The organism is Sphingomonas sp., assembly GCF_035490575.1.
GTDB lineage: Bacteria > Pseudomonadota > Alphaproteobacteria > Sphingomonadales > Sphingomonadaceae > Sphingomonas.
Genome location: NZ_DATJLI010000149.1, coordinates 1 through 19,134 on the forward strand (window position 1 = coordinate 1; position 19,134 = coordinate 19,134).

The following is a 19,134-nucleotide window of genomic DNA, read 5'->3' on the forward strand; positions in this document are numbered from 1 at the left end:
GAATAAGGCAGGTTCAACCGCCCACGCAGCGCCCCGTCGCCCGCCAGCGCCCGCCCCCGCTTCGAACGCGCCTCGCCACGCACCAGCAACAGCGCCAGTTGGTTGGCGAATACTTCATCATAGGCAAGCCGTGTCCGCGCCTTTGCGTCGGACGGGTCGGCATGGATGCGCCGCAACGCTTCGCGCCAACCGGGCCATTGGTGTCGGTCAAGCACGCTCGGCTCGATCCATTCGGCCAGATCGGGCGCGCGTTCGATCGCCTGTGCCCCGAACCCCGACAGCCGCCGCGAATTGATACCCTCCGACTGGGGATAGATCGCTTCACGCCCGCCCACCGTTTCCGCCTGTTCCGGCGGCACGACGATGTCGGGATGGACGATCTGCAACGCCTCGCCATAGGTTTCGAGCTTGCCCGACACGAACCGCGGCTCGCCCACCGGCAACAGCTTTCGCACCCAGCCCGAACCGCCGCCGAAATAAGTGAGCGCCACGACATTGCCCGCCCGGTCCGCCGCCAGCGCGCGAGTGGGGCCGCGCCCCGACGAGGTTCGATATTCGATGGCGGTCAGTTGAATCGCAATCACGCTGCCCGCATCGGCGGCGTCCAGCTCGTCGCGCGCCACCCGGTCGATCCAGCCGGTCGGCAGATGGAACAGCATGTCGACGACGCGCGCGATTTTCAGCCGCTCCAGCGGGCGGGCAAGGGCAGGCCCCACGCCCTTCAGCGCGGTAATCTCTGCAAACAACGGATTGAGCAGTTCGGGTCTCATGCCTATCTCAACCCATACACCAGCCGACGGCCGCCGCCAGCGTCGCCGGCCGATCGGCATTGGAGAATTGGGTTGGATCGCGAACATCGGTTGAAGCGTCTGCGCTTTCGCGCCTGGCATCGCGGCACCAAGGAAGCCGATCTGCTGATCGGCGGCTTTTTCGACCGGCACCACGCCGAATGGGGGGACGACGATATTACACTGTTCGAACGGCTGCTTGAGGAACAGGATGTCGACATCATGGGCTGGGCCACGGGCAGCCAGCCGGTGCCCCCCGAATATCAGGGCACGATGATGAAGGCGCTTGAGGCGCTGAACTACGTGCCGATCGCGGAATAAGGCGCCGATGCCCGAACTGTCGAAGATCCTTGCCGCCCAGGCGCCGCTCACCCTGTCGGGCGTGCCTGCCGGATTTCTGCCGTCGCTGCTGGCCGACCTGACGCGCGCGGCGTCGGGCGGCGCGGCGTTCATCGCGTCGGACGACGGCGAGATGCGCGCGATTGCGGGCACCGCCCCCTATTTCGCGCCGGAGATCGAGGTGTTGCAGTTTCCCGCATGGGACTGCCTGCCCTATGACCGGGCCAGCCCTTCGCTGCGCGTCATGTCCGAACGGCTGGCGACGCTGCACGCGCTTCAGCAAAAGCCCGCGCGCCCGCGCCTGTTCCTGACCACCGTCAACGCCGCGACGCAGCGGGTGCTGACCCGGTTCCGCGTCCGGCAACTGGTCGCACGGCTGGCACCGGGGGAGCGCATCTCGCTCGACAAGCTGGCGGCCATGCTCGCGGCCAATGGCTATGTTCGCACCGATACCGTGCATGACGCCGGCGAATTCGCGATCCGTGGCGGGCTGGTCGACCTGTTCCCGTCGGGCGCCGAACAGGCGCTGCGAATGGATTTCTTCGGCGACGAAATCGAAAGCGTCCGCACCTTCGATCCCACGGACCAGCGCACCACGGGGCGGATCGACGGTTTCACCCTGCTCCCCGCATCCGAATCGCTGCTGGACGAAGATTCGATCAAGCGGTTTCGCGCCCGATACCGCGAACGCTTCGGCGCGACCGCGACGGGCGACCCGCTATATCAGGCGATCAGCGACGGGCGGCGGCTGGCGGGCATGGAACACTGGCTGCCCCTGTTCGAGGAGCGGCTTGAGACACTGTTCGACCATCTGCCCGACGACATGGTGATGGTGCGCGATTCAAATGCACCGGCCGCCGCCGACGTGCGGTTCGAGGGCGTGGCCGATTATCAGGCGAACCGCGTCCGCGCCCAGTCCAGCGATCCTGGCAGCTATCGCCCGCTGGGACAGGACCAGCTCTACATGCTGGCGGACGAATGGGCCAGGCGCGTGGCGGAAGCGCCAGCGCATCTCGTCACCGCGTTTCACGAACCCGAATCCGACAGCGTGCTGGATTTCGGCGTCGATGGCCCGCGCGACTTCGCGCCCGAACGCGCGGCGCAGTCCAACGTCTATGAAGCCGTCGTGGCGCATATCGAAAAGCTGCGAAAGGATGGCAAGCGCCCGATCCTCGCCAGCTATTCGAGTGGTGCTCGCGAACGGCTGATGGGTCTGCTGACCGACCACGGCCTGAAGGGCGCCATGGTCGCCGACGATTGGCAGGCGGCGCAGGCGACTGCCGATACGGGCAAGAGCTTCGGCGTCGCGCTGATCGTGCTGCCGCTCGACCATGGCTTTACCGCGCCCGGCATCGCGGTGCTGACCGAACAGGATATGCTGGGCGACCGGCTGGTGCGGCGCAAGAAGCGCAAGAAATCGACCGATGCGTTTCTGGCCGAACTGGCCACGCTCTCGCCCGGCGATCTGGTCGTCCATGTCGATCATGGCATCGGCCGCTATGAAGGGTTGATGCAGGTGCCGGTGCAAAAGGCGCCGCATGACTGCGTGGCGCTGTCCTATGCCGGCGGCGACAAATTATATGTGCCGGTCGAGAATCTCGAGGTTCTGAGCCGTTACGGCTCCGGCGAAGAGGGCGCCTCCCTCGACAGGCTGGGCGGCGAAGGGTGGCAGCGGCGCAAGGCCGCGATGAAGGAGCGCATCCGCGAGATTGCGGGCGAGCTGATCGCCACCGCCGCCAAGCGCGCGCTGCGCCCCGGACAGGTCGCGGAACCCGATACCGGCGGCTACCCCGCTTTTCTCGACCGCTTTCCCTATGAGGAAACCGAGGATCAGGACCGCGCGATCGACGATGTGCTGAGCGACCTTGGCTCCGGCCGCCCGATGGACCGGCTGGTCGTCGGCGATGTCGGTTTCGGCAAGACCGAAGTGGCGCTGCGCGCCGCATTTGTGGCGGCAATGGCGGGGATGCAGGTGGCGGTCATCTGTCCCACCACATTGCTGGCGCGACAGCATCACATGAACTTCTCGGCCCGGTTCGAAGGCTTTCCGATCAATGTCGGGCGCATTTCCCGCCTGGTCACCGCAGCCGAGCAGAAGAAGGTCAAGGAAGGGCTGGCCGACGGCACCATCGACGTAGTGATCGGCACCCATGCGCTGCTGACCAAGGGGCTGGACTTCAAGCGGCTGGGGCTGATTGTCGTCGACGAGGAACAGCGTTTCGGCGTCGCGCACAAGGAACGGCTGAAAGCGATGAAGGCCAATGTCCATGTCCTGACGCTGACCGCGACGCCGATTCCCCGCACGCTGCAGATGGCGATGTCGGGCCTGCGCGAATTGTCGGTCATCCAGACACCGCCCGTCGACCGGCTGGCGGTTCGCACCTATGTCATGCCGTGGGACCCGGTCGTGCTGCGCGAGGCGTTGCTGCGGGAACATTATCGCGGCGGCCAGAGCTATTTCGTCACTCCGCGCATCGCCGACCTGCCCGAGATCGAGACGTTTCTCCGCACCGAAGTGCCCGAGGTCCGGTATGTCGTCGCGCACGGCCAGATGGCGCCGAGCGAGGTCGAGGAACGCATGTCGGCCTTTTACGACCGCAAGTTCGAGGTGCTGGTATCGACCACCATCGTCGAAAGCGGGCTGGACATCCCATCGGCCAACACGATGATCGTCAACCGCGCAGACAAGTTCGGCCTGGCGCAACTCTACCAGCTTCGCGGACGCGTCGGGCGGGCCAAGACGCGCGCCTATGCCTATCTCACCACCCCGCCCGAACGGCAGATGACCGAAGCGGCGGACAAGCGGTTGAAAGTGCTGTCCGACCTCGATTCGCTGGGCGCCGGATTCCAGCTTGCCAGCCATGACCTCGACATACGCGGCGCGGGCAATCTGCTGGGCGACGAACAGTCGGGGCACATCAAGGAAGTCGGCTACGAGCTTTACCAGTCGATGCTGGAGGAAGCGATCCTCGATGCCAAATCGGGCCGGTCAAAGGATGACGGCGAACTGAAGCCGACCGATTTCTCGCCACAGATCACCGTCGATGCGCCGATCATGCTGCCGGAGGATTTCATCCCCGACCTAGACCTTCGCATGGGCCTGTATCGCCGGCTCAATGATGTCGAGGACCGGGCCGGCATCGAATCCTTTGCCGCCGAACTGATCGATCGCTTCGGCAAGTTGCCTGAGGCAACCGAAAATCTGCTGGTGCTGATGGAAGCCAAGCTGAACGCCAAGACCGCCTGCATCGCCAAGCTGGATGTCGGGCCAAAGGGTGCGGTGGTGTCGTTCGCGAACGATCATTTCCCCAATGTCGACGGGCTGATGGCCTATGTCACCCGGCTGGAAGGCACGGCCAAGCTGCGGCCCGACATGAAGCTGGCGGTCAGCCGCGCATTCGCCACGCCCAAGGCGCGGCTGAACGCGGCGTTGCAGATCAGCCGGGGGCTGGCAAAGGCGGCGGGGTGAATTGACAGCCCGCCCATCCCCGCGATAGCCCACCGTAGCGGGCCGATCGCGGACGCCCGTTCAGACGGTGTGGCCGTCCAAGTCCGCTCCACCGGCCGTATTCACGGCCAAGGGAGCGTCAGATATGGAAGCCGCCATTTATCGCCCGCCGCAGATCGGCCTACTCGCCCTGTTCCTCCGGTTCCTGCGCTTCGGCTGTCTCGCCTTTGGCGGACCTGTCGCGCAGATCGCGATGGTGCGCGATGCGTTGGTCGAGCGCGAAGGCTGGATCGACCGGGCACGCTTCAACCGCCTGCTGGCGGTGATGCAGGTTCTGCCGGGACCGGAGGCACACGAGCTTTGCGTCCATCTCGGCATGGTCGCGCGCGGGCGCATCGGCGGGCTGCTCGCCGGCCTTGGCTTCATGTTGCCGGGCTTCATCCTGATGCTGATTGCCGGGTGGCTCTATGTCCGCTTTGTCGCGGGCGCGTCGCCGGTCGCCGGCGCGTTGATCGGGGTGCAGATCGCCGTGATCGGCATCGTCGCGCGGGCCGTCTGGCGTATCGGTATCCATGTCATCGACGATCGCACGCTGGGCGCGATCGCGCTGGCGAGTTTCGTCGCGACGCTGATTGGTGTCCCCTTCTGGCTGCCGCTGGCGGCGGGCGGCCTTGCCTATGCGCTCGCGCGGCGGCGGCTGATCGCAGTCGCGATCCTCGCCGGCGCGGCGGCCCTGGCGGTCGTCAGCCGGGGTTCGGCACCGATTGCCGCTATGACCGCGAACGCCGCGCCGACGATCGGCGCGCTGTTCGTCGCGGGATTGAAAGGCGGCCTTCTTACGTTCGGCGGCGCTTATACCGCCATCCCCTATGTTCGCGCCGATACGGTCGGGCGGGGATGGGTCAGCGACGCCAGCTTTCTCGATGGCGTCGCGATCGCCGGCGTGCTGCCCGCCCCGCTCGTGATCTTCGCGACCTTTGTCGGCTATGTCGCGGGCGGGCCTGGCGGCGCGCTGGCGATCACGGCCGGCATGTTCCTGCCGGCCTTCGCCTTTTCGCTCATCTTCTTCGAGCGGCTGGAGGCAGTGGTCAAGGCGCCTGCGCTCAATCGCCTGCTGACCGGGGTGGCCGCGGCGGTCGTCGGCATCATCGCCGCGACGGCCGCACAGCTTGCACAAGCGGCCGCGCCGCGGGTCCCCGACCTGGTCGCAGGCGGTGCGATCCTCGCCATCGCGCTCGTTCTGGCATGGCGGCTGAAAGGTGGATGGGTCACGCCGGCAATCATCGCGCTGGGTGCGCTCAGCGGCTGGCTGCTGCTGTCGTGAGCATCGCCTGCAACGCGTCGCTGGCGATCGGCGGCGCGAACAGGAATCCCTGGAAATACTGGCAGCCCTCCTTGGCCAGCAATTCGAGCTGCTGTTCGGTTTCGACCCCTTCGGCGACGACGGCCAGGCCCAGCGACCGGGCCATGTCGATCACGCCCCGCACGACGATGCGGTCACGCGGGCTGCCCGCGATATCCTGACTCAGCGCCTTGTCGATCTTGAGATAGTCGAGCGGCAGCGCCTTGAGATAGGCAAGGCTGGAATAGCCCGTACCGAAATCGTCGATCGCGACGCGGCATCCCCCCCGTCGAAGCTGCGCCAGCAACCGCGCCGCTTCGCCCAGTTCGGCCATCAATCCGCTTTCAGTGATCTCGATGGTCAGCCGCGCGCGCGGGAAGCCGCTGGCGTCGATCCGTTCAAGCAGCAGCTCGGCAAACCCCGCATTGGCGACATCGCCCGCCGTCACGTTGATCGACAGGCGGAGCCCGCCAAGCGCAGATGGCCACGCGGCTGCCCGGTTCAGCGCCAGCGCCTGCACATGTTCGGACAGGGCAAGCGCCAGGCCCGCCCGGTCGGCAGCGGCAAACAGCGCCTCGGCCCCCAATTCGCCCAGCACCGGATGGCGCCACCGCGCCAGCGCCTCGACCCCGGTGATCGCACCGCTGGCGATGGCGACCTGGGGTTGCCAGAGGATGTCGATATGCCCGGCATCGATCGCCTCGCGAACCTCGATCGCCAGGGCATCGCCGGATCGTTCGTGCACGGGGGTCGTATCGCCGAGCGCGCGCAACAGCGCGGTAGCGTCGTCACCGCGATGTGCGACAATGTGGCGCAACCGGCCGCCAAGCTGCATCAGTTCATGCTCGACCACGAAGGGGCGCGCCAGCGCAGCCTCGATCAGCGGCATCGACGCGTCGAGCGGGTGGCGGGCGATGACCGCGAAGCCCGCGCCCTCCAGCCGCGCCAGCACGGACCGCGATCCGCCCGCACCCGCCAGCACCTCGCCAATCCGCCGCGCGACCGACTGGATCAACCGGTCCCCGACCGCCCGCCCGTGGTTCAGGTTCACGACTTCCAGCCGCTCAAGCGTGATGCCGATGATCTCGACCGTCGCGTCTTCGGCCAGCGCATGGTCGATCCAGCGCCGCGCGCCGGCCAGGTCGTGGACACGCGGCATCGCTTCCTGAAGCATCACGGCGACATCCGGCGGCGTGCCCAGCGGTTCGATCAGCGCCAGCACGCGCGCGGTGCGGCTATCGCGTTGCAGATGCTGCACCGCGCGGCCAAGCGACGGCAGCGTCTGGACCAGCGCGCTCGCCCCCTTGAGCGATCGCAGTTGCTCGATCAGCGCGGGTCGCTCATCGGCGGGCAGCGCGCGCAGCGCCGATTTCCGGTCGAGCGACGCGGGCAATTTCATCAACCGCGCAAGCAGCGGCGAGAGCTGGACACGTGCACGCTCCGGGTCCCAGCGCCAGCCCAGCAGTCCCCGCCCCGCCTCTCCACCGCCGCGCGGCTCGGTCCCGCGCGACGCAAAGCGCAGCGCCTGAAGCAACTCCGCCTCGCCAAAGGGGCTGGACAGGAAATGCGTGGCTCCGGCGTCATACAGCGCGCTCAGCCGCTCGACATCGGCGCGCGATACGCAGACCAGCAGCGCACCCGGCGGCTCGGCCGCGCTGCCCAACGCCCGCGTCGCGGTCAGGCCGTCGTCAAAGGCGCCGCGGGCGTCCACCAGCGCAACGGCAGCGCCCGATGCGCGAAAACGCCGCTCGACCGCTTCGCCGCGCCGCGCGGCCACCGCCTGCCAGCCGCCGCGCGCGACGAGCGCGGCCATTTCATCGCGCTGGCGAAAGGATAGGACGAACAACGGCGTCTGGCTTCGCAGTGTCGTCTCGGCGTCGCTCGTCAACCCTGCCCTCCCGGTGGAGGCTATCGTGTAGCGCGCCGCGACGCCCGCGCCAATCCGGGCAGCGAGGATCCGGTCTTGTCGACATGGCACCGGACACCTAGGTTGCGCGTTCCATGACGATGAACGCCCCCCTTATCGACCGTCATGGCCGCGCCATCCGCTATCTTCGCGTGTCGGTGACGGACCGCTGCGACCTTCGCTGCCGCTATTGCATGGCGGAAAAGATGACGTTCCTGCCACGATCGGCTCTGCTCAGTCTTGAGGAACTGGCGCTGATAACCGAACGCTTCATCGCACGCGGCGTGACCAAGGTGCGGCTGACCGGGGGCGAGCCGCTGGTGCGGCGCGATGCGATGGATCTGGTGCGCCGGCTTGGCCGCTCGGTCGGGCACGGGTTGGACGAGCTGACCATGACCACCAACGCCACGCGCCTCGCCGATCACGCGGGATCGCTGTTCGCGGCCGGCGTGCGGCGGATCAACGTCAGCCTCGACAGCCTCGATCCCGGCACCTTTCGCCACATCACCCGGCATGGCGATCTGGAACAGGTGCTGGCCGGCATCGCCGCCGGACGCGCGGCGGGTCTTGCCATCAAGATCAATGCCGTCGCCCTCAAGGGACTGAACGATCATGATCTGGGCGACATGCTGCGCTGGTGCGTGGTCCAGGAACATGACCTGACGCTGATCGAAACCATGCCCGTCGGCGCGATTGACGAGGATCGCGCCGACCGCTTCCTGCCGTTGACGCAGGTGCTGGCGGATCTGGGCAAACAATTCGATCTGCGCCGCGACGATCGCTCGACCGGGGGACCGGCGCGATATTGGCGTGTCGGCGACAGCACGACGCGACTTGGCCTGATCTCTCCGCTGACGGGCAATTTCTGTGCGGGCTGCAACCGCGTGCGGCTGACGACCGAGGGGATGCTCTATACCTGTCTCGGCCATGACGATTCGGTCGATCTCAAGGCTGCGATCCGCTCCGGCGGCCTGAATGCCGTCGACGCGGCGATCGACGCCGCCATGGCGTCAAAGCCGCTCTCGCACGACTTCGCCATCGCGCCCGGATCGGCGCCCGCCCATGCCCGCCACATGAGTGTCACTGGCGGATGAGCCGTTTCCACCGGACGGCCCTGATCGCGTCGCCGACCAGCCCGGCCCAGGCGGCCGTGGCGGACTTGCGCTCGCGCTATGACTGGGCGGATCTGGCCGATGCCGACAGCCTTGTCGTGCTGGGCGGCGATGGCTTCATGCTCCAGACGCTGCACGCGATGCTGGAGCGTCGCCGCATCCTGCCCGCGTTCGGCATGAACCTGGGCACGGTCGGGTTCCTGATGAACGAATGGCGGCTGCCGGGGCTGGACGAGCGGATCGAGCGTGCCCGCCCCTTTCGCGTATCGCCGCTGATTATGACCGCGACCACCATCGAGGGGGAGCGTCATGTCCTGCCCGCGATCAACGAAGTCTCGCTGCTGCGTGAGACGCGCCAGACCGCCAAGTTGCGGGTCGAGGTGAACGACCGCGCGGTCATGCCCGAACTGGTGTGCGACGGCATTCTGGTCGCAACGCCCGCCGGGTCGACGGCCTACAACCTGTCGGCCAATGGGCCGATCCTGCCGCTGGGATCGAAACTGATCGCGCTGACCCCCATCAGCCCGTTTCGCCCACGGCGCTGGCGCGGCGCGATTCTGCCCGAAAAGGCGCGCATCTCCCTGACCGTGCTCGAAGCGGACAAACGCCCCGTCAGCGCCGTAGCCGACCAGCGCGAAGTGCGCGACGTCGCCCGCGTCGAAATCGCCATCGACCATATCCGCGACCTGACGATCATGTTCGATCCCGAACATGCGCTGGACGATCGCATCACGATGGAACAGTTCATCGCCTGACCCGCCGCGCGCGGACACGAAAAAGCCGGTGACAATCATCACCGGCCGCACGAAGTCCTGCGGGTAAGAGAAGCTGGCTCCCTGAGTAGGATTCGAACCTACGGCCGCTCGATTAACAGTCGAGAGCTCTACCGCTGAGCTATCAGGGAACACCTGCTTGCCGACAGCCATCCGGCTTGTCGGAGGCGCGCCTATAGCAACGCCTTTTCGGGTGTTGCAAGCGGGTTGGGCAACTTTTTTTCCCCCACCCGCTTACCCGACCGGGTCAGCCGACGAATGCGCGTTCGATGACGAAATCAGCGGGACGCGCGTTCGAGCCTTCCTCGAAACCCGTTTCCTCGAACCGCTTGGCGAACTCGTTAATCATCGCGGTCGATCCGCACAGCATGATGCGGTCCTCCGCCGGATCAAAGGCGTTCGGGCCGGTAATCGGATCGCCGAACAGCTTGCCGTCCTCGATCAGATTCTGGATGCGCCCCTGGTTTTCGAACGGTTCGCGCGTGCAGGTCGGCACATAATGAAGCTGTGCCGCCGCCTGTTCGCCCACCAGCGGATCGTCGGCCAGCCGGGCGCTCAATTCGTCCCGGAACGCCAGGTCGCTGACGCGACGCACCGAATGGACGACGACGACCTGCTCGAACCGCTCATAGGTGTCGGGGTCGCGGATCAGGCTGAGGAACGGGGCAAGGCCCGTGCCGGTCGACAGCAGAAACAGCCGCTTGCCGGGACGCAGCGCATCGGTCACCAGCGTCCCGGTCGGCTTGCGGCCCAGATACAGCTCGTCCCCCTCGCCCACCAGTTGCAGGCGCGAGGTCAGCGGGCCGTCCTCGACCTTGATCGACAGGAACTCGACTTCCTCGGCCCATGCGGCGCTGGCGATCGAATAAGCGCGCATCAGCGGCTTGCCTTCAACCTCCATGCCCAGCATGACGAACTCGCCCGAGCGGAAGCGGAAGCTTTGCGGGCGCTCGACCGCCAGGCTGAACAAATGCTCATTCCAGTGGCGGACCCACAGGACCTTCACCACGTCGAACGCGGCATGGGGAGGCTGGACGATCGACAGGCGGGCGGGCGCGTTCAACATTGGCTCCGTTTCGGCGAAGCGCCCCGACAGGGCGCGATATGTTTCGAAGGCGGCGACATGGCGTCCACGTCCAGCCGGCGCAAGACAGTTTGTCTTTACATTGGCGGGCCGTGCCTTGGCACAGTTGCGAAGGGTTCGCAATTCCCGTATAAAATGTTGCAGCGCAACCCTTTTGAACGCGTGCGTTCAAAATATTTTGAAAGCAGGGTTGCAAAGGCGTCGACCGGCTCGCACTTATCCGCGATCAAGGCGCCGGTAGAGCGTCCACGAGAAAAAAGGGATTCAAGACGTATGCGAACGCCGCTCCCCCTTGCTGGTCGGTCACTTCATCCCCGCACTCTGGTGCCGGCGCTCGCGCTTGTCGCGCTGTCGGCGTGCGGCGGCGGTGCACCGCAACAAGCGCCGCCGCCTACCCAGGTTCAGGTCGCGACCCCGGTCGTTCGCGAAATCAGGGATTGGGACGAGTATGTCGGTCGGTTCGAAGCGATCCAGGATGCCGAGATCCGTCCGCGCGCATCGGGCACGATCCAGAGCGTGCTGTTCACCGACGGCCAGCGCGTGTCGCAGGGGCAGCCGCTGTTCATCATCGATCCCCGGCCGTATCGTGCCCAGCTCGCCAATGCTCGGGCACAGGTTCAGCGCGCACAGGCGACGCTTGCCAATGCCCGCTCGGTCGCCAACCGCTCCGAAAGCCTGTTGAAGGCGCAAGCGGTAAGCCGTGAAGAGTTCGAGCAGAACCAGGCCAATGTCCGCACCGCCGCCGCCGATCTGGAGGCCGCGCGCGCGCAGGTCGAAACGGCCGAACTCAACCTTGGCTTCACGACGGTTCGCTCGCCCATTTCCGGTCGCGTGTCGAACCGCCGGATCAGCAAGGGCAATTTCGTGCAGGATGGACAGACCATCCTGACGCGCGTGGTATCAGACAACCCGATCTGGTTCACCTTTGATGGTGCGGAGGCATTCTACCTTAAATATCGTCGGCAGGACCAGAGCGGCGAGCGCGGCTCGTCGCGCGACACCGGCAACCCGGTCGAGGTCCAACTGGCCGACGAAAGCGGCTATAACTGGCGCGGCCGCATGGATTTCGTCGACAATGCGATCGACCCCAATTCGGGCACCATCCGCGCGCACGCCGTCATCCAGAACCCCGATGGTTTCCTGACGCCGGGCATGTTCGGCCGAGCGCGCCTGCTCGGCTCGGGCACCTATCGTGCGCTGCTTGTTCCCGATGCGGCGATCGTCACCGATCAGGCGCGCAAGATCGTCTATGTCGTGGGGCAGGACGGCAAGGTTGCACCCCGCCCGGTCGTCACCGGGCCGCCCGCCGATGGCCTTCGCGTTATCCGCGACGGCCTGACGCCGAAGGATCGGGTTGTCATCAGCGGCCTGACCACGCTCCAGCCCGGTATGCCGGTGCAGGCCAAGCTGACCAGGATCGAAGCCAAGCCAGAGGGCAACGCCCCCGCCTCGCGCCCGGTCACTGCGCCGCCCGCCGCCGACGCCAGCCAGGCGAACTGACATGCGCTTTCCACATTTCTTCATCGACCGGCCGATTTTCGCGGCGGTCCTGTCAATCCTGATCCTTGTGTTCGGCGCGGTCGCATTGCCGACGCTGCCGATCACGCAATATCCTGAAATCGCTCCACCGACGGTCGTCGTAACGGCGCAGTTCCCCGGCGCCAGCGCCGAAACGCTGGCCGAAACCGTTGCCGCTCCGCTTGAAGAGGCGATCAACGGTGTCGAGAACATGATCTACATGTCCTCGTCCTCGACCGGCGACGGCGCGCTTCAGATCACCATCACCTTCGCCCAGGGTACCGATGCCGATCAGGCACAGGTGCTGGTGCAGAATCGTGTGGCGTCGGCCGAACCGCGATTGCCCGAACAGACGCGCCAGATCGGTGTCACCACGCTCAAGAACTCGCCCGACTTCCTGATGGTGGCGATGTTCTATTCGCCCGACGGTTCGCTCAGCCAGGAATATGTCTCCAATTATGTCGGCACGCAGGTCATCGACCGGCTGGCGCGTGTGGATGGCGTGGGCAACGCCCAGAGCTTTGGCGGGCGCGATTATAATATGCGGATCTGGATCGACCCCGATCTCGCGGCCGCGCGCAACCTGACCGTCGACGAGATCGCGAACGCCATCCGCGCCCAGAATGTTCAGGTCGCCGCCGGTTCGGTCGGGCAACCGCCGTTCACGCGCGACGGCGGGTCCGCGTTCCAGCTCGGCGTCCAGACCGAAGGCCGATTGACGACCCCTGAGCAGTTCGGGGAAATCATCATCAAGCGCAATGAAACCGGCGCATTGACGCGGGTTCGCGACGTTGCACGGGTGGAACTGGGCGCCGAAACCTATGCCATCAACGCCTATATGAACGGCGTGCCGGTGACGGCGGTGGCAATCAGCCAGTTGCCGGGATCAAACGCCCTTTCCGCCGCCGATGCGGTGATCGCCGAACTCGACAGCGCGAAGGCGTCATTCCCGCCGGGCATGACTTATTCGGTGCCATACAACCCGACCGAATATATCTCCGCCTCGATCGACGCGGTCGTCCACACGCTGATCGAAGCGATCGTGCTGGTCAGCCTGGTCGTGCTGATCTTCCTGCAAAGCTGGCGCGCGGCGATCATTCCGATCATCGCCATCCCTGTTTCGCTGCTGGGCAGCCTGGCGGTGCTGGCGGGCTTTGGCTATTCGCTCAACAACCTGTCGCTGTTCGGCATGGTGCTGGCTATCGGCATCGTCGTTGATGACGCCATCGTCGTGGTCGAGAATGTCGAGCGGTTGATGGAGGAAAAGGGCATGTCCCCCCTCCAGGCCGCGCATGAAACCATGGACGAAGTGGCAGGCGCGCTGATCGCGATCGCGCTTGTGCTGTGCGGCGTGTTCGTGCCGACGATGTTCATTCCTGGCATTTCCGGTCAGTTCTATCAGCAGTTCGCACTGACGATCGTATCGGCGACCGCGATTTCGGCACTGGTGTCGCTGACGCTGTCGCCGGCGCTGTCGGCACTGATCCTCAAGCCCAAGCAGCACGACGCCGAACCGCAGCGCGGCTGGCGCGGGTTGCCGGGTCGGTTCGCGCGCGGGTTCAATCGCGGGTTCGACTGGCTGGCGGAACGTTATGGCCGCTTCACCGCGCGTGCGGTGCGGATGCTGGGGGTGATCGCCATTGCCTATATCCTGCTGATCGGCCTTGCCGGCTGGCGCTTCTACGCCACGCCCACGGGCTTCATCCCGTCGCAGGATCAGGGATACGTCATATCGGCGGCGCAATTGCCGCCGGGCGCCTCGCTCGAGCGCACGACCGACATGATGCTGCGTGCTGAAAAGGCGGTGCGGCAGGTGCCGGGCACGCTGAACACGATCATGTTCGTCGGGCTGGACGGCACCAGCTTCACCACCGCGCCCAATACCGCGGCGATGTTCGTCACCATGAAACCTCATGCCGAACGCGGGCCGGTCGATGCCATCGCCAACCAGATTCGCGGTGCGCTGGCGCAGTTCACCGAGGGGTTGATCCTCGTTATCCCGCCGCCCCCCGTCCAGGGTATCGGCACTGGCGGCGGTTGGAAGATGATGGTCGAGGACCGCGAAAACCGCGGCTATAAGGCACTGGAGGCCGCGACCTTCGCCATGATGATGAAGGCCAACCAGACGCCGGGCATCGCGGGTGCCTTCACCTTGTTCAACACCCGCACCCCGCGCCTGTTCGCCGATGTTGATCGCGAGCGTGCCGAACAACTGGGCGTGCCCGTCAGCAACATCTTTGCGACGATGGGCACTTATCTCGGCTCGACTTATATCAACGACTTCAACCTGCTGGGCCGCACCTTCCGCGTGACGGCACAGGCCGATGCCCCCTATCGCGACGAAACGTCGGATATCGGGCAGTTGCGGACTCGCTCGGCTTCCGGGGCGATGGTGCCGCTGAATGCGGTGATGACGGTGCGCGACGACAGTGGTCCATACCGTGTGGTCCGCTACAACCTGTATCCCTCCGCCGAGCTTCAGGGCGACACCGTGCCCGGTTTCTCGACCGGTCAGTCGCTGGCGGCGATGGAGAAGATCGCGGCCGAAACGCTGCCGGATGGCATGGGTTTCGAATGGACCGAGATCGCGTTCCAGCAGAAGCAGGCGGGTAATACCGGCCTGATCGCCTTCGCGCTGGCGGTGCTGTTCGTGTTCCTGCTGCTCGCGGCGAATTACGAAAGTCTCGTGCTGCCGTTCGCGGTCATCCTGATCGTGCCGATGTGTCTGCTGGCGGCGATGCTGGGCGTCAATCTGATGGGAATGGACAACAACATCCTGACCCAGATCGGCCTGGTCGTGCTGATCGGTCTGGCGGCCAAGAACGCCATCCTGATCGTGGAGTTCGCCAAGCAGAATGAGGAAGAAGGACAGGAATTGCTGGAGGCCGCGCGCCACGCCGCCGCACAGCGTCTGCGCCCGATCCTGATGACCTCGATCGCGTTCATCCTGGGGGTGCTGCCGCTTGTGATCGGGTCGGGTCCGGGTGCCGAAATGCGGCGCGCACTGGGTGTCGCGGTGTTCTTCGGGATGATCGGCGTTACCGTGTTCGGCCTGATCTTTACGCCGGCATTCTATGTCATCAGCCGCAAGTTCGGCGATTGGGTGTCGGCAAAGACCCGCCGTGGGAAACGCGCCGAACCGCCCGCCGCCGCCGAACCGGGAGCCACGGCATGAAGAAAATTGCCAGCCTGACCCTGGGCCTGTTGCTCACCGCCTGCGCGGTCGGCCCGGACTATGAAAAGCCCGCCACCCCAGGCGGCATGACGGCGGAAGGCGCGTTCGTCGAGGGTGCGCGGCTGTCCGCGGTCAACGCCCAGGCGCTGCCCGAAAAATGGTGGCGTCTGTATGACGACCCTAATGTCGACCGTCTGGTGACGGAGGCACTGGCGCACAACACCGACATCCGCCAGTCCGCCGCCAATCTGCAACGCGCCCGCGCGGTTTTGAGCGAAGCGCGCGGCCGGCGGTTGCCCGAAACCAATGTCGCGGGCCAATATACGCGCCAGCGCACCGGCTCGAACAGCTTCGGCGCACAGTTCGGCGGCACGCAGCAGATTCCGTCGTTCGAGACCGATCTGTTCACCGCCGGGCTGGATGCCAGCTACGAACTCGACCTGTTCGGCGGCGTCAGCCGCGCGATCGAAGCGGCACGCGGCGATGTCGATGCCGCTGCCGCACAGGTCGATGCCGCCCGCATATCGGTGGCGGCGGAAACGGCGCGCGCCTATGCTCTGGCGTGCAGCAATGCCAGCCAGATCGCCGTCGCACGCGAAACGGTGAAGTTGCAGGAACAGACGCTGGCGCTTACTCGCCGTCTGTTCGATTCCGGGCGCGGCCAGCGCCGCGATGTCGAACAGGCCGATGCACTACTCGCGCAGACCCAGGCGCAGGTGCCGGGGCTTGAAGCGGAGCGGCGCGCCGCACTCTACGCGCTGGCGACGCTCACGGGGCGTCCTCCGGCGGAAACCGACGCCGTTGCCGCCAGTTGCGCCCGACCGCCACAGGTGACGCAGATCATCCCGGTCGGCGACGGCACCGCGTTGTTACAGCGTCGCCCCGACGTGCGCGCCGCTGAGCGTGAGCTTGCCGCCGACACTGCGCGAGTCGGGATCGCCACCGCGGCGCTCTATCCGTCGATCTCACTGTTGGGTTCGGCCAGCCTTGCTTCGACCACGATCGACAATCTGGTCGATAATGACAGCTTCAACTTTTCGCTGGGGCCGCTCATTTCGTGGAGCTTCCCCAACCAGACGGCGGCGCGGTCACGGCTGCGTCAGGCAGAGGCAACGGTCGAGGGTAGCCTGGCCGCCTTTGACGGCACGGTGCTCACCGCGCTGCGTGAAGTCGAGCAGTCGTTGGCGCGCTATGCCGGCGAGCTTGATCGCAACCGTGCGCTGCAACGCGCCGAACGTTCGGCAGGTGAGGCTGCGCGCCTTTCGCGGCTGCGGTTCGATTACGGGGCGGAAAGTTTCCTCCAGTTGATCGAATCGGAACGTCAGCGTGCCGACGCTCGCGCTGCCCGCGCGCAGTCCGACGCCGCGCTCGCCGACGCGCAGGTCAGCCTGTTCCGGGCGCTGGGCGGCGGGTGGGAGAACGCCCCCGAAGTCACACGTCGCACGCCTGCCGGGGCCGTCGCCGCGACAGAATAGCTATGCACGGCTTGCGTGCCGCGCCGCATCCGCTACCTCCCGACTGAACCACGAGGACAAGAGGGAGACGCCGGAACATGCGCGATGCGGTAGGCAAGCTGTTGCTGTTCGGCGCGACCGGCGACCTGTCGCAGCGGATGCTGCTGCCGTCTCTCTTCGGGCTGCACGCTGACGGCCTGCTGCCCGAAGGGCTGACCATCACCGGCACGGCGCGCTCCGAACAGGATGACGAGGCGTTTCGCGCTTTCACCCGCACCGCGCTGGACACCTATCTGGCCGAGGACCGCAAGGACGCGGACGCGATCGACAGCTTCATCGCGCGCCTGCAATATCAACCGCTCGATGCCTCCACGCTGGAGGGATTTGACGACCTGGCGCGCAAGATCGGCGATATATCCGGCGGGCTGGCAATCTTCCTGTCGACCGCGCCCTGGCTGTTCGGGCCGACGATCAAGGGGCTGCAATCCGCCGGACTGGCGGGCGAGAATGTCCGCATCGGGTTGGAGAAGCCGCTGGGCAAGGACCTCGAATCCAGCCGCGAGATCAACGATATCGTCGCCGCCGGTTTCCCCGAGGAGCGCACGTTCCGCATCGACCATTATCTGGGTAAGGAAACGGTCCAGAACATTCTGGCGCTGCGTTTCGGCAATTCGATGTTCGAGCCGATCTGGAACGCGCGCGGCATCGACCATGTGCAGATCACGATTTCGGAGACTGTGGGTCTTGAGGGTCGCGCGGGCTATTATGACGAAGTCGGCGCGCTGCGCGACATGGTGCAGAACCACATGCTGCAACTGCTCGCGCTGATCGCGATGGAGCCGCCCGCGCGCTTCGATGGCACGGCGATCCGCGACGAAAAGGTCAAGGTCCTGCGCTCGCTGCGCCCGATCGCGGCAGAGGATGTGCCTCACATGACCGTCACCGGCCAATATGGCGCGGGTGCGGTCAAGGGCGAGATCGTGCGCGGCTATGACGAGGAACTGGGCAAGGACTCGGACACCGAAACCTTTGTCGCGCTGAAGGCGCATGTCGACAACTGGCGGTGGCAGGGGGTTCCCTTCTACCTTCGCACCGGCAAACGGATGCCCGAGCGGCGCAGCGAAATTGTCATCCAGTTCAAGCCGGTGCCGCATTCGATCTTTGCCGAACGTGGCGGCGTGCTGCGCCCGAATATCCTCGCGATCCGCCTCCAGCCGGAGGAATATGTCCGGTTGCTGGTGATGGCCAAGCGGCCCGGTCTCGATCGGGAAGGGGTGCGGCTGCGCGAAGTGCCGCTGAACCTGAGCCTCGACACCGAATTTGCGGGCACGCGGCGGCGCATCGCCTATGAACGGCTGCTGCTCGACCTGATCGAGGGCGATCCGACATTGTTCGTCCGCCGTGACGAGGTTGAGGCGCAATGGCAGTGGATCGACGCCATCCGCGCCGGATGGGATGCGAGCAGCGCCCGGCCAAAGCCCTATCCGTCGGGCAGCTGGGGACCATCCTCCAGCATCGCGCTGACCGAACGCGATGGCGTGACCTGGAACGAATAAAGTGGAGCGCTTCGGGCGCTTCACCGTTCAGATGATCGAAGGGCGTCGGAAAACCGGTTGCCCCATGACATGACCGAAAGTGCAAAAATGACCGAGATCGAATGGTGGGACTATGATGACGCCGGCGAACTGGCCGAAGCCGTCGCCGGCGACGTGCAGTTCGTCATCGAAAGCGCGATCGACGCGCGCGGCAGCGCCGTCGTCGCGCTGGCCGGGGGCAAAACGCCCTTCCCCGCTTATGAAAAGCTCGCCGCCGCCAAGCTCGACTGGAAGCGCGTAACCATCGTGCCGACCGACGACCGGCTGGTGCCGATGGGCGATCCGCTGTCGAACGTGACGGCGCTGGGCAAGCTGTTCGTGCCAAAGGGCGCGCGCGTGTTCCCGATCACCAGCGACAAGGCGGAGGATTACAAGGCGGCGGGCCGCGCCGCCGATGCACGGTTGCAGGACCTGCACTGGCCGCTCGACCTGTGTCTGCTGGGCGTGGGTGGCGACGGGCATACCGCGTCGATTTTCCCCGGCGCCGATTTCGATGAGGCGCTGAACGGTCCGAAGGAACGCCGCGCGCTGGGCGTCATGCCCGATCCGCTGCCCCCCGAAGCGCCGGTCGCCCGCGTCACCCTGTCGGCTGCCGCCATC

13 protein-coding genes and 1 tRNA gene are annotated in these 19,134 nt (G+C 65.9%); 10 read left to right on the forward strand and 4 right to left on the reverse strand.

What is annotated here, in order from left to right:
• Window positions 1-770 (reverse strand): ATP-dependent DNA helicase RecG (locus VL973_RS11120; protein ID WP_475526677.1); only part of this gene is annotated, 770 nt, incomplete at its 3' end.
• A 72-nt stretch (window positions 771-842) separates the two neighbouring features.
• On the opposite strand from VL973_RS11120, the gene VL973_RS11125 reads away from it, so the two are divergent.
• From VL973_RS11125 to chrA, 3 genes are all read left to right on the forward strand, one after another.
• On the forward strand, window positions 843-1,109 hold the full coding sequence (locus VL973_RS11125) for an FAD assembly factor SdhE (RefSeq protein ID WP_325284089.1): 267 nt from the start codon (window positions 843-845) through the stop codon (window positions 1,107-1,109).
• 7 nt (window positions 1,110-1,116) lie between these two features.
• Window positions 1,117-4,596 carry a transcription-repair coupling factor gene (gene mfd / locus VL973_RS11130; RefSeq protein WP_325284090.1) on the forward strand — a complete coding sequence of 1,160 codons (3,480 nt, stop codon included), beginning with the start codon at window positions 1,117-1,119 and terminating at the stop codon, window positions 4,594-4,596.
• A 124-nt stretch (window positions 4,597-4,720) separates the two neighbouring features.
• Window positions 4,721-5,899 (forward strand): chromate efflux transporter, encoded by a 1,179-nt coding sequence (gene chrA, locus VL973_RS11135; RefSeq protein ID WP_325284091.1) that lies wholly within the window; start codon window positions 4,721-4,723, stop codon window positions 5,897-5,899.
• On the opposite strand, the gene VL973_RS11140 is transcribed toward chrA, so the two are convergent.
• Complete coding sequence (locus VL973_RS11140; RefSeq protein ID WP_325284092.1) at window positions 5,874-7,805, reverse strand: EAL domain-containing protein; 1,932 nt, start codon at window positions 7,803-7,805, stop codon at window positions 5,874-5,876. The genes chrA and VL973_RS11140 overlap by 26 nt on opposite strands.
• Before the next feature lie 113 nt (window positions 7,806-7,918).
• Here VL973_RS11140 and moaA point away from each other — a divergent pair, with 113 nt between their 5' ends.
• Both moaA and VL973_RS11150 read left to right on the forward strand, forming a co-directional pair.
• The gene (gene moaA, locus VL973_RS11145; RefSeq protein ID WP_325284093.1) at window positions 7,919-8,917 is read left to right on the forward strand and encodes a GTP 3',8-cyclase MoaA; all 999 of its coding nucleotides are present in this window, start codon (window positions 7,919-7,921) and stop codon (window positions 8,915-8,917) included.
• Window positions 8,914-9,690, forward strand: coding sequence for an NAD kinase (locus VL973_RS11150; RefSeq protein ID WP_325284094.1), 777 nt, complete (start codon window positions 8,914-8,916; stop codon window positions 9,688-9,690). Before moaA ends, VL973_RS11150 begins: the two co-directional genes overlap by 4 nt.
• Window positions 9,691-9,764: 74 nt before the next feature.
• Here VL973_RS11150 and VL973_RS11155 read toward each other — a convergent pair.
• Both VL973_RS11155 and VL973_RS11160 read right to left on the reverse strand, forming a co-directional pair.
• A tRNA-Asn gene (locus tag VL973_RS11155) sits at window positions 9,765-9,839 on the reverse strand.
• Window positions 9,840-9,955: 116 nt separating this feature from the next.
• Window positions 9,956-10,774, reverse strand: coding sequence for a ferredoxin--NADP reductase (locus tag VL973_RS11160; protein ID WP_414712237.1), 819 nt, complete (start codon window positions 10,772-10,774; stop codon window positions 9,956-9,958).
• Window positions 10,775-11,116: 342 nt separating this feature from the next.
• On the opposite strand from VL973_RS11160, the gene VL973_RS11165 reads away from it, so the two are divergent.
• The 5 genes from VL973_RS11165 to VL973_RS11185 all read left to right on the forward strand — a co-directional run.
• Entirely contained in the window at window positions 11,117-12,292 is a 1,176-nt protein-coding gene (locus VL973_RS11165; protein WP_325284095.1) for an efflux RND transporter periplasmic adaptor subunit, read from the forward strand.
• Window position 12,293: 1 nt separating this feature from the next.
• Window positions 12,294-15,485: an efflux RND transporter permease subunit gene (locus VL973_RS11170; protein ID WP_325284096.1), complete on the forward strand. Its 3,192-nt coding sequence runs from the start codon at window positions 12,294-12,296 to the stop codon at window positions 15,483-15,485.
• On the forward strand, window positions 15,482-16,960 hold the full coding sequence (locus tag VL973_RS11175) for an efflux transporter outer membrane subunit (RefSeq protein WP_325284097.1): 1,479 nt from the start codon (window positions 15,482-15,484) through the stop codon (window positions 16,958-16,960). Before VL973_RS11170 ends, VL973_RS11175 begins: the two co-directional genes overlap by 4 nt.
• Before the next feature lie 77 nt (window positions 16,961-17,037).
• Window positions 17,038-18,495 (forward strand): glucose-6-phosphate dehydrogenase, encoded by a 1,458-nt coding sequence (zwf, locus tag VL973_RS11180; RefSeq protein WP_325284098.1) that lies wholly within the window; start codon window positions 17,038-17,040, stop codon window positions 18,493-18,495.
• Between the two features lie 87 nt (window positions 18,496-18,582).
• The coding region (locus tag VL973_RS11185; RefSeq protein ID WP_325284099.1) for a 6-phosphogluconolactonase at window positions 18,583-19,134 on the forward strand (552 nt) is incomplete at its 3' end.

Excerpts from the sequence above, each read along its gene's own strand:
- chrA (WP_325284091.1), top strand. The coding sequence starts at position 4,721 with ATGGAAGCCGCCATTTATCGCCCGCCGCAGATCGGCCTACTCGCCCTG.
- moaA (WP_325284093.1), top strand. The coding sequence starts at position 7,919 with ATGACGATGAACGCCCCCCTTATCGACCGTCATGGCCGCGCCATCCGC.
- VL973_RS11175 (WP_325284097.1), top strand. The coding sequence starts at position 15,482 with ATGAAGAAAATTGCCAGCCTGACCCTGGGCCTGTTGCTCACCGCCTGC.
- VL973_RS11170 (WP_325284096.1), top strand. The coding sequence starts at position 12,294 with ATGCGCTTTCCACATTTCTTCATCGACCGGCCGATTTTCGCGGCGGTC.
- VL973_RS11160 (WP_414712237.1), bottom strand. The coding sequence starts at position 10,774 with ATGTTGAACGCGCCCGCCCGCCTGTCGATCGTCCAGCCTCCCCATGCC.
- zwf (WP_325284098.1), top strand. The coding sequence starts at position 17,038 with ATGCGCGATGCGGTAGGCAAGCTGTTGCTGTTCGGCGCGACCGGCGAC.
- VL973_RS11150 (WP_325284094.1), top strand. The coding sequence starts at position 8,914 with ATGAGCCGTTTCCACCGGACGGCCCTGATCGCGTCGCCGACCAGCCCG.
- mfd (WP_325284090.1), top strand. The coding sequence starts at position 1,117 with ATGCCCGAACTGTCGAAGATCCTTGCCGCCCAGGCGCCGCTCACCCTG.